We start from the raw sequence: 17,053 nt of genomic DNA, 5'->3' as shown, positions 1-17,053 counted from the left end.
GCGCTGCGCGCTACCATAAATTTCGTCTTGTGTCAAGGCTTTCGCCTAAACTTCTGAATAACTCTTTGATAACGCAAATTCACGACCATTCTTCCGTCTTTTCTTCTGATCATCTAAGACTTTTAGAAACTGTCCCGCGATTTGATCTTACCCCATTCTTTACCGGTTTTCGTACCGGGTTCTGTACCGCTTTCTTTACCGGGTTCGCGTGCTTCGCTAGCGCTTATGAACGTCATCGCTCAGGTAGTAATTCCGCTATTGGTCGCGGGCGTGAATGCTGGCACGGTCGTATGGGCGACGCTGTGCGTTCAGCGTCGGCCGGTTGGACGGTCCGGCGGCTCTGAGAGCGGCTCTCCCGGCTCCGACCGACCGGCCTGCGAGTCAGGTCCGGGAGCGGAGGTCTAGAGGCTGTCCGGCCGGTCTCGTGTCCGCGCACAGCAGAGCCCCTGACCCTGCGGGGCGGTCAGGGGCTCCGGTCAGTTCACGATGGAATAGATGACGTATCCCAGCGTGCCGACCGCGATAAGCGGGAGGGATACATACCAGTAGATCACTGCGTACACGGGAATGTGTACGGCTCCCCGCGCGAACCACATTCCGGCCTGCGCTGTCCTCGATGGTCCGTAGCGGATTTTGATCCGTCCGCCCCGCCTATGCCCGAACGCATAGAGCGGCAAGAGGAACATCAGAGCGATTGCGCCTAGTGTGATGAGTCCTTCCATGTGATGTCTCCGTTTCGTTCGGAGGGTTGACGGGCGATTGATTTGGATTCGCGGGGTTGGGTTTTGCTAATTAGCGCACGCTGTAGGGAAGTGTCGATCCGGCGGGCGACTGCGGGGATAGACGGGTATTGCTCGCCCGGTTTTCTTACCATTTCCCAGAGCCGACGACGGATGAATATTTCAAAGACGGCCGACAGTGCGAGAGTCGTGATTAGGTATATCGTCCACGGGCTCACGTCGAACCCTTGCCGTTGTCGCGCTGACTGCGTTCCCAGGTGTTTCGGGCGAGGTAATCGACTTTCCGGTCTAGATCATGGACTTTGCCGTTTAGCGCTTGCATGGCGATGATGTATTCACAGCCCATTCGCACGAATCCGAGAAAGACGATTCCCATGATTGGGCTCGCGATGCAGATGAGTAGTTTGATTATCCATCCCATCCAATCGGGGAGCGCGAGCGCGAACCATATCCAGAATAGGACGCTTAGTACTGTGAGCGCGATGACCGCGCGGTATGCGACTTTGACGACTCGCAGCGTCACGGAGTCGGAGAAATCGGAGCTGAACAGGATGTGAAGCGCGGATTTGCGCGGTCGATAGAACGGCGGAGGCTGCGGAGGCTGCGAGGTCTGCGGACGCTGCGGATTCTGGGAGCTGTGCGGGGCGGTCATGAGCTGGGTCCGCTCACTGCGCAGGACAGCGACCCAGGTCCGGCGGTACAGGGTCCGGCCGTCCCCGGAGGCTGTGAGACGGCCGGAGAGCGGACGGGAGCCGGTTGGGGAGGGTCGCTCCGACCGGAGCCGGAACACGCGCTCACGGTCAGCACAGCGACGCAGACGTACGCGGGGAGCGGTCGGAGGGATCGCATCTGCCGTACCTCCCTGGGGAGTGGCGAGGACATCGAGCGTAAGTCGGTCCTGATCTAGATTCCAGACCTTTTCGACGCGACAGAGCCCCTGACCGCTCCATGGGTCAGGGGCTCTGTGTCGGCCGGATAGCGCGGACTGTCAGCCGGTCATCGGGAATGGCGGGTAAGGGCGAGCGTGACGACGCTCGCGGTTGCGGAGGTCAGGACTAGCGCGAGTCCGGCCGTTCCGGCGAGCCATGTCCACCATGGTCCGATCACGAGAGTCGCGGTCAGGGCGGATATGCCGACGCTGAGCGCGAGCCCATCGAGCGCGCAGACCAGAGCGCGAGTCGCCCACAGTTGGAGGTTCCTGGGCTGTGCGAGCGCTGGGTATTGCTGGGAGCCTCGCAGCCATGGGCGGGCGGGGAAGTGCTCTCGCCTCCGGCTGTCCCATCCCATGCCGTCCGGCATGAGCGGCTCGATTTGGTCGCGGACCCAGTACGCGAGTTGCCCGATGCGCAGGTCTGCGTGTTCGTATTTGGCGAACAGGAACAGCAGTAGGACGGGGAGGATGAGAGCCGCGATGCTCGCGCCGTAGAGCCCGATCAGGGGTTGCTTGACCCATTGTCCGGCCGTGAACGCGAGAACCGTCATTGTGAAGACGGAGCCCAGCGCAGCGAATACCTGAGTCGTGACGGACTCGCGCCGGTTGATCTGCTGTGTGATCTCGCCGGTCAGTCGTTGGTATTGGGCGAGGATGAGTTCTTGCGCGAATGGGCGGTGTTCGGCGGGGAGGTCATCGAGCGACTTGTATAGGTCGTCGCGGGAGGGCATGTCAGTCTTCTCTTTCGACAGTGAGCCGGATGACGCGCGGGGTTGCCTGATCGAATCGGTTGGCTGCGTCGTTCTCGTATTCGCGGAGCCTGCGGAGGATGACCGTCATTCCGATGACGACGGAGGTCAGCAGTAGCGCGAGGATGCCAATCAGGATCGCCCCGACCGCGTAACGAACCTTGTCGGGGAGGAACAGGAACACCATGCCGATTCCCAGCATGATCGACAGTCCTCGCAGGACTTCCTTTTCTTCGCTGTTCATGGCGTGTCTCTCACAGAGCGATGATCAGGGCGGTAACCCAGATGAACACGATATGGAAGGACTGATCGAGATGGAATGCTCCGGTTCCGGCGGTCGGGTTGTCGTCGCGGTCCGGTCGGGGCGATCCGAATGCGAAGTACTCGCTTTTGTTGATAATGGCTGCGAGTTTGGCGAGCGTCGTCCGGCGGTCAGCCCAGTAATGGGAGATCGCGTCGATTGTGAGCGCGAGCGCGGTCAGCTTGACCGAAAGCCGGATGTCCAGTACGGCGACCGCGAGCGCGAGCATGGCGATTTTGGTAATCGTCATGGTGATGACGTGCCGGACGCAGGCGAGTCGGCCGGACCAATCGGGGCGAGCCTTACCGATGACTTGTCGGTACGTCTGTACCCAGTGATCCCCGACGTGATGGGCTGCGTACAGCGTGGCGAATACGACTGCGAATGTGATCGCGTGTACCATGTGGTTTGTCCTTCCGGGGACAGCCGGGCGGGGAGCGCTTTGACGGGTTCTCCCCGCCCGGTATTTTGTTGGGTCAGTCGTTTTCGTGGCTCTCGCGGGCGAGAGCCATTTTCATGGCGGTTGTCGATTCGGACTTATGCTCTCCGTTCGCGTCGTACCAGATCCCCGCATTCGCGAGGCTGCGACGTTCGTTCGTGATGTGTCGCTTGACCGTCGTTCGTGGCTTGTCCAGAGCGGTCGCGATGCGTCCCCAGGACATCCCGTACTGATCGCGGGCAATGACCATGAGCTGTCCGATTTTCTCCGTGCCGCGATTCGCGACGGAGCCGAATCGGGCAAGGACGAAATACATTTCGTCTTCCCCGACGTCGTTCTGTGAGAAGTACGTCGCGTTCCCGTACACGGTCAGCCATGGAATGAACTTGTCGGACATCACGAGACCGTTGATCAAACCGTATGGGTCGTCGCCCGGCTCGATCTCGATCGTGATTGTCTGTGCGGGACCGGCCGCGCTGTCGCGGTCGGCCGGTTCGTTCACGGTCCGGGAGATTTTCATCGTGTCGTGCCTTTCCGGTTGTTGATCGCCCAGAGAAGTCCGGTCACGGAGCCCAGTCCGCTTGAAAGCGCGATGCCTGGGTATGCGCGGTCGAATGCGTAATAGGCGATCAGGCTCGCGGAGAACATCGCGAGGCAGAGTGTGATCATGAACGGCATGAGCCGGGCGGCTCGCTCCCAGGCGAGCCGCCCGTTTCCGCGAGTGCGGTTGTTCATGACCGGTTGTGCCTGCGGTCAAGGAGTGCGAAGTACTCCGGGGTTCCGAACTCTGGGCATTCGCAGGGAGCCGTCTCGCAGAGCGCGCAGCGAACCTGCGTCGCGTCGATCTGTCCGGCTGCGTACGCGCCGAAATCGGCGGAGGTGATGACCGACAGCGCGACGTCGGCCGGAGTCGCCGTGAGCTGGGAACCGTCGCGTCCCTCGTTCCGGAATGCTCCGTCGAACTGGATTTCGTATCGGTCGGTCAGGGGGTTCGCGTGCTGAACGATCCCCGTTCGTCCGGTCGCGATGTCGCGGACGACATCTCCCTTTCTGAACATCGCGGCTGTGTCCCTTCCTCGATTCGCTGTACCGTTTTGGTACACCTCTATAGTGTGCCACTTTGGTACACCGCGCAAGAGGTTCGCCCAAGATTCTTTAGACAGAAGTGCGGGCGGCTCCCCGCCCTGGGGAGCCGCCCGCGCTGTCGGCCGGAGCCGCCCGCTAGTCGATCTTCGCTGTGCTTCCGCAGTCCCCGCACCGACCTTCCGCGCTGTTGCCGTTCTGGGTCAGCGATGCCCAGTTGTCGGTGTTCCCGCAGTCGCAACGGAGCTGTTTGTCCCCGACGTACACGCCGGAGCCGACCGTCTTACCGTTGATCTTGATCGAGCCTCCGACGTTGTTACCGAAGATCATGGGGAGTCCCTTCCTCGATTCGCTGTACCGTTTTGGTACACCTCTATAGTGTGCCACTTCGGTACACCGCGCAAGAGGGTCAACCAAGATTCTTTAGACCCGTCCGGCCGCCTTGACGATCTCGCCCGCATCCCCGAACTCCGCAACGCTGCGTGACCGTTCGCGGGGATCACGTCGGTCCCCGCGAGTCGTCCCGACGTCGGCTCGATGGGCTCCCCCAGGCGGACGGGGAGCCGCCCGAACCGGCCGACCGAACCGTGTCAATAAGCCGTAGCGCTCTGACCTGCGGAAACATCGCCCGCGGGAACGGCCGGCGTCCTGTTGATCATGCCTATGACCTGCACGAACACGCTATTAGACAAACCCGGCTGTCACGCGGTCGGGACGGCCGGAAACGATCTCCGCTCCGGCTCCCCTGTTGGGCTCCCCTGTAGGGCTCCCCTCCGGCGGAGGGGAGGTTCCCTCCCCGGTTCCCCTCCGTCCCCGCAGAGCCCTACAGGGAGCCGGAGGGGAACCTCCCCTCCGGCTCCCCACAGCTCCCCAGGGGAGTTCCCCACACGGAGGGGAGGGAGGTTCCCCACACGGAGGGGAGGGAACCCCGCGAGTGCGGGGAGGAACCTCCCCAGGTGCGGGGAGGGAGGTTCCCCAAATGGTAGGGAACCGAAAAGGAACCGGGAACGTGAAAAGGGCTCCGGCCGACGACCGGAGCCCTTTCCCTAACTGATTGTCATCCGTCGCGGGACAGCCCTGCGAATCCGTTCATCTGATCGACACGCGACAGAAGTCCCGCGAGATGCGAACCGAAGATGTCCCGCGTTTCGTCTACGTTTCCGGTCATGCTGTTCAGCGCGACCATAGCCGTAACGATGACGTCACACAGTTCTTTCGCGACGTCGCTGCGAGTGGCGTACGTGCCTTTCCTGGGGTTCTGCCCGATCGTGCCTATGTGCGCGTTGACGACCTCCCCGAACTCTTCCCCGATTTTCATGATTCGGAGGGTCAGTTCGTGCGGAGTCAGTTCGTTCGTACTGTTCAGCCATCCCGTGAGCGCGTGAATGGCGTACCACGTGTCCGGTTGCATTGCCTGATCTCCTTGTCAGCCGGTCGCGCGCTTGCGGTTGCGAGCCCAGCGGATCAGATCCGTCTTACGGAAGAGATGTTCCCCGCCCGAACCCTTAGTTACGGGATTGGGAAATTCGTCGTCACGCTTGCGGGCGGCTCGCGCAGACTCCAGAGAGACGTTAGGAATCAGCACTTGACAGGCTTCCCGGAGCCCGATCAGTTCGTCGTCTCCCATGCTTTCCGGGAACCCGGTTCCGCCCTTGATCACGTGCAGATTCGGGCGGACCATGCCGGGCGGCCGGTCGGTGTACCCGATGAAAGCCGCTGGGACGTCCCCTGGGACGGTCCCAGGGCTGTTCCCCAGGTAGGACCCATCTTGGGACGTTGGGACGCTCACGGGCTCGCTGAGCGGCTCGCCGTCCGCCGGAGCGGTCGGAACGGTGACCGGAACCGCCCGCGTAATGGTCGGTCCGGACAGTACCCACTCGCGCGCTTCCTGATCGGTCGCGAACAATACTTGGGTCTCGTGTGCCTCGCCCGCGAGGACGACTTGTACCCGTCCGGACTTGCGGAACGCTTTCGGCGGAGGCCAGACCTCCGGCACAAGCATTTTCCATGCGTTGCGGCTGTACCGGGCGAGGATGCGGGTAGAGAAGCATTCCCGCATCTCCGGACCTCCCAGCGCTTTCGCGGTCATGAGCTGACCGACCGCGATAACGTGGATCTTCGCTTCCCGACCCATGAACAAGATCTCGCCTAGAGCCTCGATCGCGGGCGATTGACGCTGCGCTCCGTTCGGCCGGACTTTCGCCCAGTGGCTTTCGAGTTTCTTGACGGTCGCGTTCATCTCTTCCATGAGCAGGAAGATACGCGGGCCCAGGTCTAGAGTCTCTAGGTCGATCCCCTGTTCTATGGCCTGTTGGATCACGGCGAACCGCCGTTCTCCCTCCGCCGCTACCCGCAGGGTCGCGTTATGGATCTCCGCTATGTCGCGGTTGTACTCGATCCCCGGAATACCGTGCGTCCACTTGTGCGACACGCGCTTGCGGTCGCAGATGACGACGAACCCTCCCCGCCGGAGCGCTTGAATGGCGATCGTCTTGAGAAGAACCGACTTCCCTCCGCCCGTGGACATCGAGACCAGGATGTGAGGGGACTCCGTGTCCAGATCGACCGACACGGGGGAACCGTGATGTCCGATGCCCAACAGGGGAGCGGAGTCGGGAGCTGCGTCGATCAGGGGAAGGTAGTCGAGGAACTTCGCCTTGTCGGGCGGGCGGGGAGCCTGCCGAACGATGATGTGGGGTTCCCCTCCCGCGAGGTTCCACGACAGACGGAGGTCAGGGAGGGCGAGTTTTTCGGAGATGATCCGCTCTACCGAATCGCGGAGCTTCCCGTCCCCGTTGAACCCCGCAGGGAGGTCAACCCGCATCGCCGTTTCCTCGTTCGTCCACAGATCGAGGGGAACCCGTAGGTAGTCGGACGGCCGGATGCCGTACTCCTGACCGATCACGCTGTGTAGCGCATAGTGGAGTGGCTTGACCCACTCCTTGTTCAGCTTGCGGAGCTGCATCGCGCGTCGCGTCCGCCACGTCCCCCAGGCGGTCAGTCCGGCCGTGAGCGCTCCGTCCGCCGTGTACGTGGCGATCGGGGCGACCCAGAGCCCTACCGGAGTGGTCAGGGTCGGGACCGTGAACCCGGCTCGCCACGCGGCACGCTGCCATCCGGGGAGCTGCATCCATCGAGACGGACGGTCCCGATGGGGGATCAAGGATTTGGTGCCGCGCTGTGTGAACGTGGCATTGCTGCGCGGAACCCCGTCCATCGGACGGCCGGAGACGAACCGGCCGACGACGCGACCGGCTGTGAAGATCGCGGGTTCGGTCCCGACGTTGCGCACTCGCTGAACCGGCATAAGATCACTCTCCGATTTCTCGTTCAGAATCGGAAGCCGTTATCTGTGCGACGGGGAAGTATGTCCGCGCGTTCCGCTCCATGGGAAGACCCGTACCCGGTACCGCGTAGACGGTCGCGGGCGGAGCCTCGCGAGCCTGCGCAGCCTGGGTCCGCAGGATCGACAGCTCCGCGCGCTCGCGCATGTGCCGGATCTTGATCACGACGGTCGCGACCGTCGTGATCGTCGCCCAGGTGCCCAGTCCCACGGGGACAAGGGCGGGGACGGTCATCGGGACGTGCGCGAGGACGTAACCGCCTAGCGGGATCGAGGCTCCGGCACCGACGACCGTGCGACGACCGGTTTTGGTCGCCATGACGGCCGACACGATGCCGGACCGTTCGTGATGCGGTTGGATGGTCATGCTCAGCGCTCCGTTCGCTGGGAAGTCCCAGGGCGAGAGCTGTCACTCTCGCCCTGGGGCGTATTTCTATTTGGCAGGACCCATGTTCAGCGTCGCGAACAGTTCGGCTGCGTCGATCGCGACTTGTTTCATGTCGTTGTGCGACTCGATCCGGGAGCGCTCGATAACGAGCATGGTCGCCCAGATGCGAGCGCGCAGGTTCGGCACCGTGTGCGCGTCGCTCAGGAACTTCGCGACCGGTCGCGCTCCCTCTTTCAACGGAAGCACGTAGTCACACGCATCCCCATTCGCGGGGATCGCGACTGCGGTCAGTTCGATCGCGGCCGACTGGATCAGCTCCGGCGAGATCGTTCGTTCGTCCCCTCCGGGGAGGGATTCCAGCGTGAAATACGGGCGGACCATGGTCAGTTCTCCCCTTCCGGCTGCGAGCCGACCGCGCGCAGCGTCGTTGACCGCTGGGACTCTTGCGCGTTCTTGCGGACCGCGTATGCGTCGGACCGATCGACCGACACTCCGCGCTCTGCGAGCCATTCGACAGCTTTGCGGACGTCGTATTCCCCGATGACCGCGAATGCGTGCCGGATCTTGTCGCGCTTGCTGGTAAGCGCGTTCAGCGTCTCGATTTCGTCGCGCAGGTGCGCGTGTCCGTCGTCCTCCGGCTGTTCGGTCGGCTCCGCGACGGGAGCCGCGATAGCGGGAGCCGGTTCCGGTCGGAGGATGGGAATGGGTCCCGTGTCATTGAGTCCGGCGAGTGGCGTACGCGGGCGGTCGGCCGTTGTCTCGTCTAGCGCGGACTGAGAGATCGTGATCCGTCGCGCTGCGAGCCACTTCCGGACGCTGTATTCATCGTGGGAGCGGATCGCGGACCATGCGTACCGGATCGCGTCCGGCTCGCCCATTCCCGACAGCGCGGAGCACTCGCGGACGTAGGCGATTGCCTCCGCAGGCTTGCTGATGTTCTCGCGTCGGCTCGCAGCCCATGCGCGAGCCGTCTCGCGGAACGCGACTCCGGGAATCCAGCGCGGTCCGAATCGCGGGCGGGCGGACATCTGGGTCTGCTGTTCTTCGCGGACCCAGCGCTTAATACGCGCGAGCGTCACGTCAAGCAAGAGCGGTCCGGCGAGCGACATAGCGGGGAAGAACCACCATGCGTCTTGTGCCTTGCCCTTGTCTTTGAGTTCGATCCCGTGCCGGTAGTTCGCGTACGCGCTTCCCGTCGCAAATATCCACGTGAGTGCGTGGAATGCTCCCGCGCTCTCGCCCCGCCATGCGGCGAACGTGACCATGCCAACGCAGGAAGCGGCTGCGAGGTCAAGCGCGACGAACACGATCCAGGCGAATTCTTTCGGCATCCCCAGACCATCGGGGGAGTTCGCCCATCGAACGAGATCCGATGAACTCAGAACGATCGGGGCGAGAATCACGCACGTGAGCGCGATTCCGATAAACACCGCGAGCGCGCGACGACCCTTGCCCAGGGGCTCACGCACCTTTTCCTGTACGTCACTCATGACTCCGTGTCCTTTGGCGTGAGTGCCTCGATCAGGTCGTCTCGATGCGACTCCGCGAGTCCCAGCATCGCGGAGACCAGCATGTTCATGGAGACGCGCTTACCGACCGCAGCCCCCATGTCCAGGGCGAGCCGGTTCAGATCGTCTCGCGTGGACGTGGCGACGCTAACGGCCGACATGGGGGTCTTACGCTGCGACATCGTTGATCCTGCCTGTCTGTTCATGTCTAGGACTGTACTAGACTCTAGCATTCGTAGTACAGTGCCAACTGTTCGGAAGTTCCAAGATCCCCTAGCAAGGGAGGAACGTCAATCATGGCAATCGGAGACATGCAGCTCACGGCGGTCGGGAACCTGACCGTTGATCCGGAGCTGCGGTTCATCCCCAACGGAACGCCGGTCGCGGTGTTCTCGATCGCGGTCAACGCCAAAGAGTTCGACAAGTCCTCCGGCGGATACCGCGACGTTGACCCGTCGTTCGTGCGCGTCGAATGCTGGCGGAGCCTCGCTGAGAACGTCGCAGAGAGCTTGACGCGCGGGACGCGCGTCATCGTGTCCGGTCGGTGGCGGGAACGGCACTGGGTAGACGGGAAGACCGAAGAGAAGCGGTCCGGTTGGACGCTCACGGCTGACTCCGTGGGTCTGGATCTGACCTGGGTCTCGATCAAGCCGGATGCCGTTCGGAAGTCGGTCCGGCGGAAGGACGCAGCTCCCCCGGATGACCCGTGGGCGAGCGGCTCGCCCAAGCGTCCGGAGACGGCCGACACGTCCGGCGGTCAGCCGTCCGGCGGATTCTCTGACGACCCGCCGTTCTGATCGTGTTCATGCCGATTCGCCCATGCATCTCGGAAAGTCACTCCGAGATGTGTGGGCGTGTCGCGTGTGATCCGGTCGTCCGGTCACTAGCGTCCACTTCGTATTGCAAATTTCGGGTCTCAGGATTCGGGAGTTTCGCCCATGAAGAGACATACGCCCGTGCTGCAAGCCGCAGTGTCGCCGGAGCTGTTCAGCCTCGCCCGCGAGGCTCTCGGAATGCCGGAGGACGCTTCAACCTCCCATGTCCTGCGGGCGTGCGTGGCTCGCGTCGCGGGCGTGGACGTCGCGGAGCACACCCCCAGGCGAGGTCCGCGCGGACCCAGGAAGCCCCAAACCAGATGATGTCCGGCTCCGTGTCAATAAGCCGTAGGGCTCTGACCTGCGGAAACACAGTCCGCGGAATCCGCCGGCCTGGGTTTGATCATGCCCGTGACCTGCGGGTTTGTCTTATTGACACGGGGAGAGCGATCTAGCCCCAAACAGGCGGAAGGGCGGTCGCTGGAACGACCGCCCATCCCAATCAAGGTCAGGTGAGACCAGATGCCCTATCAAGATATCCGGTCTCCGGCCGCCTACACGCGGTCGGTCCGGAGCTGGGTCCGGGAGTCGTCATGACGGCTCCCTCCGAACAGCCCAAGACCAGTGGGAAGACGGCACGCACGCGGACCGGTCGGCCGCTGTCGGCCGTCTCGCCGGAGGACGCTCCGGAGCGCGAACGGACATGGCTGATCGAGCGCGCGGGAGAGCACGCGCGGATCATGTCGGCCGTCTCGCCTCCGGATGGTTCGGAGGGTTGGGTCCTACTGGATTCGGCTCACTTCCTCGATAAGCGGAAAGAGGAAGCGTTCTTCGTTATTTCGCGTGTGGAGACTCGCACGATTCAGACTCGATACGTGAACGCGATTATCTGTGACATGGACAAGAACCCGGTTCTTGCTCCGGACGGCTCCGCGCAGCGTTTCATTATCAAGCTGGGCATGGAGCGGAAAGACGGCTCGATCTCACCTCCGGTCGTTGTGTGGGAAGGGTTGATCGAGGTTCTAGAGACGTTCATGTCGTATGACATCACGTCCGCGCGGACGCTGCGTCCGCCGGAGTGGTCATGGTATGCGCGTATCCGGACCGTGAATAAGGGCGGGGCGGTCCGTGCGGCGGATATCGCGGTTATGGACCTGCGTCAGATGCAGTCGAAAGCGTCCTACATTGACCGGTTGGGGCTGTCGTCCTCCGGTTGTATCGGGGAGCTGGTAAAGTACATCCGGATCAAGCTGAACGAGATGGCTGATTCGGGTCTGTCAGTTCAGGGCCAGGGTCCGGTTAGGACCGATGACGGGGAGCGCGTGTTCTGCGCTAAGTCCGTCGTGTTCGATGATGCCGGGAACGTGCGGCCGGAGATCCGGACGGATCTGTCTGGGCTCCCGGAGCCGTATCGGTATTACGACGTAACCCCTCCGGCGGATCTCGATGACGAGACCGTGACTGCGGGATGCCGGGAGCTGATCGCGTCGTATGACGAGATCCCGGTTTTCCCGGAGATTCCGGCCGCATTTCTCGGTTCGCTGTTTACGGCTCCGGTCGCGACGTTGGAACCGCAGTTCTTTGTCGCTGCGTTCCTGTCGGGAGAAAAGGGGAGCGGTAAGACGTTCTTCTCTCTGCGGTATGACGCTGTTCAGTCGCGGACGCTGCGCGGTCGAATCAACGCGATTAAGCCTGCGATGAACCTGGGGGACCGTACCGGCTCTACTAAGGGAGCGAAGTACCGCGCGAAGATGTTCGGCGGATTCTCGATCACGGCGGACGACGTGATTAAAAAGGGTGACTCGCAGTACCAAATCAATGAAGCGCGGGAACAGGTCTCGAATATCACGCGGTCGTTTGAGTCCGGCGGTGGCGCGCTGGGTCAGGTCGATCGGTCGCGGAACAAAGTCGTTTCGGGGGAGTCCGGAGCGCTACAGGGCAACATTCGGTGGACGTCGGAGGAACGGATTCCGGGAGCGTCCACGCTGGAACGGCTGATCGTGCTTCCGCACTTGACGGAAGAATGGGGCGGAGGGCTGTTCGACACGCAGCTATCGGAGCGGCTGTCGTCGCCGGAGTCGATCGAGGCACAACATCAGGCATGGTCGGCTCTCGCTGTGTGGGAGTTCGCCCGGCTCGATTCGCTGTTGCCGGAGCTGTACGCGCGGGCGACGGACGTGACGCGCACGTGGAACGTGTCGTCTCGTTCGCGCGACCGGTATGCGGCTGTGCTCGCGGGACATCTGATTTTCGCGGAGTTCTGCGCGGAACGCGGGATCGACTTGTCGGAGCGGATCGAGGCTGTGACGGCTGCGTTGCATGACTGCGCGCTGAATCAGCAGAATTCGTCTCTGTCTCCGGCTGATCTGTTCCGGCTCCGGCTGCGTCAGATGTTGACCGATGGGCGGATCTCGATAATGGGTCGTCCTATGGTCGGTCCCGATGGGATGGAAGACGAACAGTTCAGCGATCCGCGCGTACTGCGCGAGGTTCCGCAGGACGACGGAACGACGGAAGTCGTCCGGGAACTTCCGAAAGAGGTCCGTAGTCTGTCGGACCTGGGAGTTCGTCTCCAGAATTCGAGCGCGCTCCCCGCGAACAAGAATCAGAACGTTTCTGGGTATCTGATTCCTCCGCGTACCGGCGGAGGGCGGGCGGGTAAGTCGCCGTTCCGGGGAAAGTGGACGGTGATTATTCCGGTCAAGGATCAGAAGTTCGCGAATCTGTGTCATGCGATGACGGAGTACTCCCGGAATCGGGATGGGGAGACGTTCCGGCCGCAAGATGTCATGCGGTCGCTCGATACAGAGCGGAAGGGCTGCAAATCGCGGATTCGTGTCCAATACAGTCCGGATGCGCAGGTCTGGAAAAAGGTGCCTGCGTCTACGGTGATCGAGATTGACTGTTCGTGGCTTTTCGATGCGATCGAAAGCGAGGTCTGACCGATGCCTATTCCTCCCGGAGCGCGTCAGGTCCCCGGCTCGCCCAATCGTGTTCAGCTCTCTAGCGGGGAGGTCGTCACGCGGCATAGAGCGCTGAACATGGGAGCCCAGTACATGGGATACGGCTCGCATCGCGAGTACCGGAAGAACGCTTCCGGGGACGCGAAGTACGCGGATTCGTGGCTGCGGACCACGCAGGGTCAGGAAGCGATGCGCAGGGAACGGGAACTCGCGCGATTGGAGGGTCGCCGTTTCAATAAGTCGCAGCTCACGCAGCGCTTGATCGCGGCTCGCAATGCGCGTCCGCATCGCCGGTCGCAACGTCCGGCCGGTCAGTTCCCGCGACAGCCGTTCGTCGATTTCATGACCCGGTATGGGATTACCGGCGGAGATGATTGGGTCGCGTACTGATGTGCGGCTCTGTGTGGACGTGTGCGGCTCTGGGAGCCGGTCAGGGTGGGTCTGGGTCGGTCGGAGGTTCTCCGACCATCTCCGGCCGCCTGGGAGCGTTCGGGGAGCTGGGATGCCTGGGTTTGTGACGCCGGAGTGGCGGGCGGAGGCTCGCCGGATCGTGAGCGTGGACGGGGAAGGACACGACGTCGCCGGACGTCATGCGTACACGCTGCTAGCGGCGGCCGACGATCGCGGGTACCGCGAGCACATCGAGCACGATGGGAGCCTGCGTCCGTCGTCGGTCCGTCCGGGAGCTGCGCATGGTCCGACCGACGTCGCTGCGAATCACGGGCTCCCGACCGCGCGCTGTCTTGATTTCCTGTTGGGGATTCCCCGGCATAAGTCGGATCTCATCATTTCGTTTTCGTTTACCTATGACGTAACGAAGATTCTCGCGGATCTGCCGTTCGCGAATCTGTGCGAGTTCGCCTCGTCGGGGCGGACGGTTTGGGAGGGTTACGAGATCCGGGGAATGCCTCGCAAATTCTTTCAAGTCGTCAAAGACGGCCGACAGTGCAAGGTCTGGGATACGTTCTCGTATTGGCAAATGGCTTTCGCTAAAGCTCTCGCGTCATCGCGGAATCTGTTCTCTGATCAGCAACAGGGGATCATTGACTTTATCGCGGACATGAAACAGGAGCGCGGTCATTTGGAGGAGCTTCCGCCGGAACGGGTTCTCGAATACTGTTTCAGCGAGTGCGAGTTCTTGTCGATCCTGTACCGGGATTTCTTGCGGCACTGCGAGGATATGGATTTGCGGGTTACCCGCTATTCCGGTCCGGGAGCGCTCGCGGAAGCGTTCTTCCGCTCCGTACGTCTAAAGGATTTCATGCCGACCGGCGATCAGTCGTATCTGTGTGGACTTCCGCGAGACGTGCCGATTCACTCCTACTATGGCGGTCGGTTTGAAACGTCGGTGTTGGGTCCGGTCGGGGACGTCATCGAATACGACATTCATTCGGCGTATCCGGCGATTGCGGTCAGCCTGCCATGCCTGCGTCATGGGAAGTTCGTTCGGACCAAAGAGTTCGTTCCCGGACGCTGGGGGTTCTATTTCGTCGGCTCGCGGACGTCGGGGCCCTGGGCTCCGTTCCCGTTCCGTGCGAGCGCGGAGACTGGGCATCTGCTGAACGGTGCGTCTAAGGGCTCGATCGCTTTTGTTCACGGCGGTAAGCGCTGGGTCACGTCGCCGGAGGTAGAGATAGCGCGAAAGCATTTCGGGGCGGAGGCTATCCCGATTTATTCGGGTTGGGTTTTCGTCCCGATGTGCAATCATCGCCCGTTCGCGAAAGTCGGGGAGTTGTACCTCCGGCGGAAAGTTGGGACTCCGCGACCGTCGGAGGGGTTGTCTAAGGTCATCAAGCTCATTATTAATTCGGTGTACGGGAAAACCGCGCAGTCGATAGGGATGCGGGTCAAGGCCGGTTCGCCGTACGCGCTGACCTCCCGCGAGTCTTACGATCCGCCGGAGTACCAGTGCTATATCTGGGCATCATGGATGACCGGCGGTACGCGGGCAAAAGTGTTGGAGGCTGCACTATTGGGCGGAGAGAAAGTCGTCTCCGTCGCGACCGATGGAATTCTAGCTACGGCGGAGATCCCGGAGCTTCCGGTTACCGACCATGATCTAGGCACCTGGGAGCGCGGAGAGAAATCCGATTGTTGGCTAGGGATGCCGGGAATTTACGCTTTCGGCCGCAACCCCGATGATAAGAAGTTCAAGCGGAGGGGTTTGGACGCGCGGTATTTCCCGGCATCGCATCTGCGTGCAGCATTCGAGCGCGGTCAATGGCGGGTAGAGCCGATAGCGGAACCGATTGCGTTCATGCCGTTGAAGCTCGCCGTTACGCGGAAGAACGCGCTTGACGTGATGGGGGAGTGGATTCCGATGGACAAGCGGATTAACTTCCTGAGCGTGCAGCATAAGCGCGACCTTCCGCTGTCGGTCGATCCGTTCTTGGATCATGACGGCTCTCCGATCATGTTGGAGCCGATTACGGTTCCCGATGACGTGCGGTCGGCTCCATATCAGCCGAAACAGACGTGGGAAGACGTTCTTAGGGGTAGGGTTGAAGATCCGGATATGGCCATGTGGGAGGAAGATCCAGACTCCCCGGAGTTCACGGAAGCGAGGACGCTGTTTTGAATCGCGATGAAATCCCCGACGTCACAACCGTGACGTTGCAGACCATGGAAGCTCTGTCGGTCGCTAATCGTGCGTCTACGGCTGCGGTTCCCGGCTCCGGCGGGGATACTTCCCGCGCTGCGATGATTGACTACGTGATGGGCTATGAGCCGCTCCGGGAACTGTGGGCGAGGATTACGCCGGAAGCGGTCCGGGATGCGTTGTCGTCGGCCGCTCGCATCGCGGTCAAGGCGGGCGTGACGACGTCGCCGGAGAACGAGAATGCGGACACGCTTTTGACCATGGTCAGGGCGGTACTGGTAAGCGAGCCGGATCACCTGATCGTGAACGATCCTCCGCAGGGTCCGCCCCGTACTCCGCCGCACGTGTTCGCGTCCTCGCTTGCGTTTGACCGGCTCGATCCCGATGACGTGACTCTCCGCGTGTTCGCGGTTCTGTCCGTGCTGCGTACGCGGGCGATGATGGGACAGCCGGGCGGAGTTTAGTCCGGATCGAGAGCCGCTCTCGCGCGTCCATCCCAATCGCTGGGCAAACGGCATTCAGCGCGCGGGAGCTGCGGAGCCCCTGACCTTATCCCGTGGGTCAGGGGCTCTCGCATGTGTAGGGCTCTGAGTCGGCCGGAGCGCTGCGTTAGGCGGGCGACCGGTAGTCGGGTTAGGGGTTCGCGGGCGGGCGGCTCTCAGGGACGTTCACGGGCTCGCGTGTCCGTTGTCGATCCGTTCTTATTCCGAGCGTTTATTAATTGCTCCGCGGGACCATTCTTTTAAAGCGTAATTCGCCTTTTTCTATTCCGGATTCTATACGTATAGTGTGCGATCTGTGACGTTCCGTATAAATCAGACGTCACACATTGTAACTGATCGCGAGGCACGGTCGGGACGTCAAGTAAAATCTTTTGTCACGTTCTGCGGTCGGCTCTCCGGCCTGCGTCGGCCGCCCGCACGTTGTGCAGCACGTTGTGCAGTTCTGAGCTGCACAACATCGTGTTGTGCAGTAGCGAAGTGCACAACTTTTAGGGCTCTGACCTGCGGAAACTTCCCGTTGTGCATGTTGTGCACGTTGTGCAGCTCCGGAGCGCGAATCTGTACGCGAAACGGGGATCATGAAAATTCCTTGATCAAGATTACTCAGAGTTGACTTAGATTTTGGTGACAGAAAGTTACATTGATTTTTGCTTGCGATCAAGAAATGAGAATGATATAATGTGCGTAGCAC

Annotated in this window: 20 protein-coding genes; 5 read left to right on the top strand and 15 right to left on the bottom strand. The window is 61.8% G+C overall.

Annotated features, from left to right (window positions below; genetic code table 11):
* Positions 1–476: 476 nt before the first annotated feature.
* The 15 genes from ACH34T_RS44255 to ACH34T_RS44185 form a co-directional block, all read right to left on the bottom strand.
* Positions 477–722 (bottom strand): hypothetical protein, encoded by a 246-nt coding sequence (locus ACH34T_RS44255; protein ID WP_396027031.1) that lies wholly within the window; start codon positions 720–722, stop codon positions 477–479.
* Between the two features lie 232 nt (positions 723–954).
* Positions 955–1,392: a DUF4282 domain-containing protein gene (locus tag ACH34T_RS44250; RefSeq protein WP_396027030.1), complete on the bottom strand. Its 438-nt coding sequence runs from the start codon at positions 1,390–1,392 to the stop codon at positions 955–957.
* 344 nt (positions 1,393–1,736) lie between these two features.
* Positions 1,737–2,402 (bottom strand): hypothetical protein, encoded by a 666-nt coding sequence (locus ACH34T_RS44245; protein ID WP_396027029.1) that lies wholly within the window; start codon positions 2,400–2,402, stop codon positions 1,737–1,739.
* Position 2,403: 1 nt separating this feature from the next.
* Positions 2,404–2,664 (bottom strand): hypothetical protein, encoded by a 261-nt coding sequence (locus ACH34T_RS44240; protein ID WP_396027028.1) that lies wholly within the window; start codon positions 2,662–2,664, stop codon positions 2,404–2,406.
* A gap of 10 nt (positions 2,665–2,674) precedes the next feature.
* Positions 2,675–3,124, bottom strand: a complete 450-nt coding sequence (locus ACH34T_RS44235; RefSeq protein WP_396027027.1) for a DUF3307 domain-containing protein — start codon at positions 3,122–3,124, stop codon at positions 2,675–2,677.
* Between the two features lie 73 nt (positions 3,125–3,197).
* Positions 3,198–3,662 (bottom strand): hypothetical protein, encoded by a 465-nt coding sequence (locus tag ACH34T_RS44230; RefSeq protein ID WP_396027026.1) that lies wholly within the window; start codon positions 3,660–3,662, stop codon positions 3,198–3,200.
* 14 nt (positions 3,663–3,676) lie between these two features.
* Entirely contained in the window at positions 3,677–3,895 is a 219-nt protein-coding gene (locus ACH34T_RS44225; RefSeq protein WP_396027025.1) for a hypothetical protein, read from the bottom strand.
* Positions 3,892–4,218 (bottom strand): hypothetical protein, encoded by a 327-nt coding sequence (locus ACH34T_RS44220; RefSeq protein ID WP_396027024.1) that lies wholly within the window; start codon positions 4,216–4,218, stop codon positions 3,892–3,894. Before ACH34T_RS44220 ends, ACH34T_RS44225 begins: the two co-directional genes overlap by 4 nt.
* A 163-nt stretch (positions 4,219–4,381) precedes the next feature.
* Complete coding sequence (locus tag ACH34T_RS44215) at positions 4,382–4,573, bottom strand: hypothetical protein (RefSeq protein ID WP_396027023.1); 192 nt, start codon at positions 4,571–4,573, stop codon at positions 4,382–4,384.
* Between the two features lie 727 nt (positions 4,574–5,300).
* Positions 5,301–5,654, bottom strand: coding sequence for a MazG-like family protein (locus tag ACH34T_RS44210; protein WP_396027022.1), 354 nt, complete (start codon positions 5,652–5,654; stop codon positions 5,301–5,303).
* Positions 5,655–5,669: 15 nt separating this feature from the next.
* The gene (locus tag ACH34T_RS44205) at positions 5,670–7,550 is read right to left on the bottom strand and encodes a hypothetical protein (protein ID WP_396027021.1); all 1,881 of its coding nucleotides are present in this window, start codon (positions 7,548–7,550) and stop codon (positions 5,670–5,672) included.
* A 4-nt stretch (positions 7,551–7,554) separates the two neighbouring features.
* Complete coding sequence (locus ACH34T_RS44200) at positions 7,555–7,953, bottom strand: hypothetical protein (RefSeq protein WP_396027020.1); 399 nt, start codon at positions 7,951–7,953, stop codon at positions 7,555–7,557.
* Between the two features lie 66 nt (positions 7,954–8,019).
* Positions 8,020–8,355 carry a hypothetical protein gene (locus ACH34T_RS44195; protein ID WP_396027019.1) on the bottom strand — a complete coding sequence of 112 codons (336 nt, stop codon included), beginning with the start codon at positions 8,353–8,355 and terminating at the stop codon, positions 8,020–8,022.
* Between the two features lie 2 nt (positions 8,356–8,357).
* On the bottom strand, positions 8,358–9,464 hold the full coding sequence (locus ACH34T_RS44190; protein WP_396027018.1) for a hypothetical protein: 1,107 nt from the start codon (positions 9,462–9,464) through the stop codon (positions 8,358–8,360).
* Positions 9,461–9,688: a hypothetical protein gene (locus tag ACH34T_RS44185; protein ID WP_396027017.1), complete on the bottom strand. Its 228-nt coding sequence runs from the start codon at positions 9,686–9,688 to the stop codon at positions 9,461–9,463. The genes ACH34T_RS44190 and ACH34T_RS44185 overlap by 4 nt, the downstream gene beginning before the upstream one ends.
* 90 nt (positions 9,689–9,778) lie before the next feature.
* On the opposite strand from ACH34T_RS44185, the gene ssb reads away from it, so the two are divergent.
* From ssb to ACH34T_RS44160, 5 genes are all read left to right on the top strand, one after another.
* On the top strand, positions 9,779–10,279 hold the full coding sequence (gene ssb, locus ACH34T_RS44180; protein WP_396027016.1) for a single-stranded DNA-binding protein: 501 nt from the start codon (positions 9,779–9,781) through the stop codon (positions 10,277–10,279).
* A gap of 611 nt (positions 10,280–10,890) precedes the next feature.
* Positions 10,891–13,239, top strand: a complete 2,349-nt coding sequence (locus ACH34T_RS44175) for a hypothetical protein (RefSeq protein ID WP_396027015.1) — start codon at positions 10,891–10,893, stop codon at positions 13,237–13,239.
* 99 nt (positions 13,240–13,338) lie between these two features.
* On the top strand, positions 13,339–13,650 hold the full coding sequence (locus ACH34T_RS44170) for a hypothetical protein (protein ID WP_396027014.1): 312 nt from the start codon (positions 13,339–13,341) through the stop codon (positions 13,648–13,650).
* A 112-nt stretch (positions 13,651–13,762) separates the two neighbouring features.
* Positions 13,763–15,838 (top strand): hypothetical protein, encoded by a 2,076-nt coding sequence (locus ACH34T_RS44165; RefSeq protein ID WP_396027013.1) that lies wholly within the window; start codon positions 13,763–13,765, stop codon positions 15,836–15,838.
* Entirely contained in the window at positions 15,835–16,323 is a 489-nt protein-coding gene (locus tag ACH34T_RS44160; protein ID WP_396027012.1) for a hypothetical protein, read from the top strand. Before ACH34T_RS44165 ends, ACH34T_RS44160 begins: the two co-directional genes overlap by 4 nt.
* Positions 16,324–17,053: the final 730 nt, after the last annotated feature.

The organism is Actinomadura sp. 9N215 (assembly GCF_044326345.1).
GTDB lineage: Bacteria > Actinomycetota > Actinomycetes > Streptosporangiales > Streptosporangiaceae > Spirillospora.
This window is presented reverse-complemented; position numbering and strand designations above follow the sequence as displayed.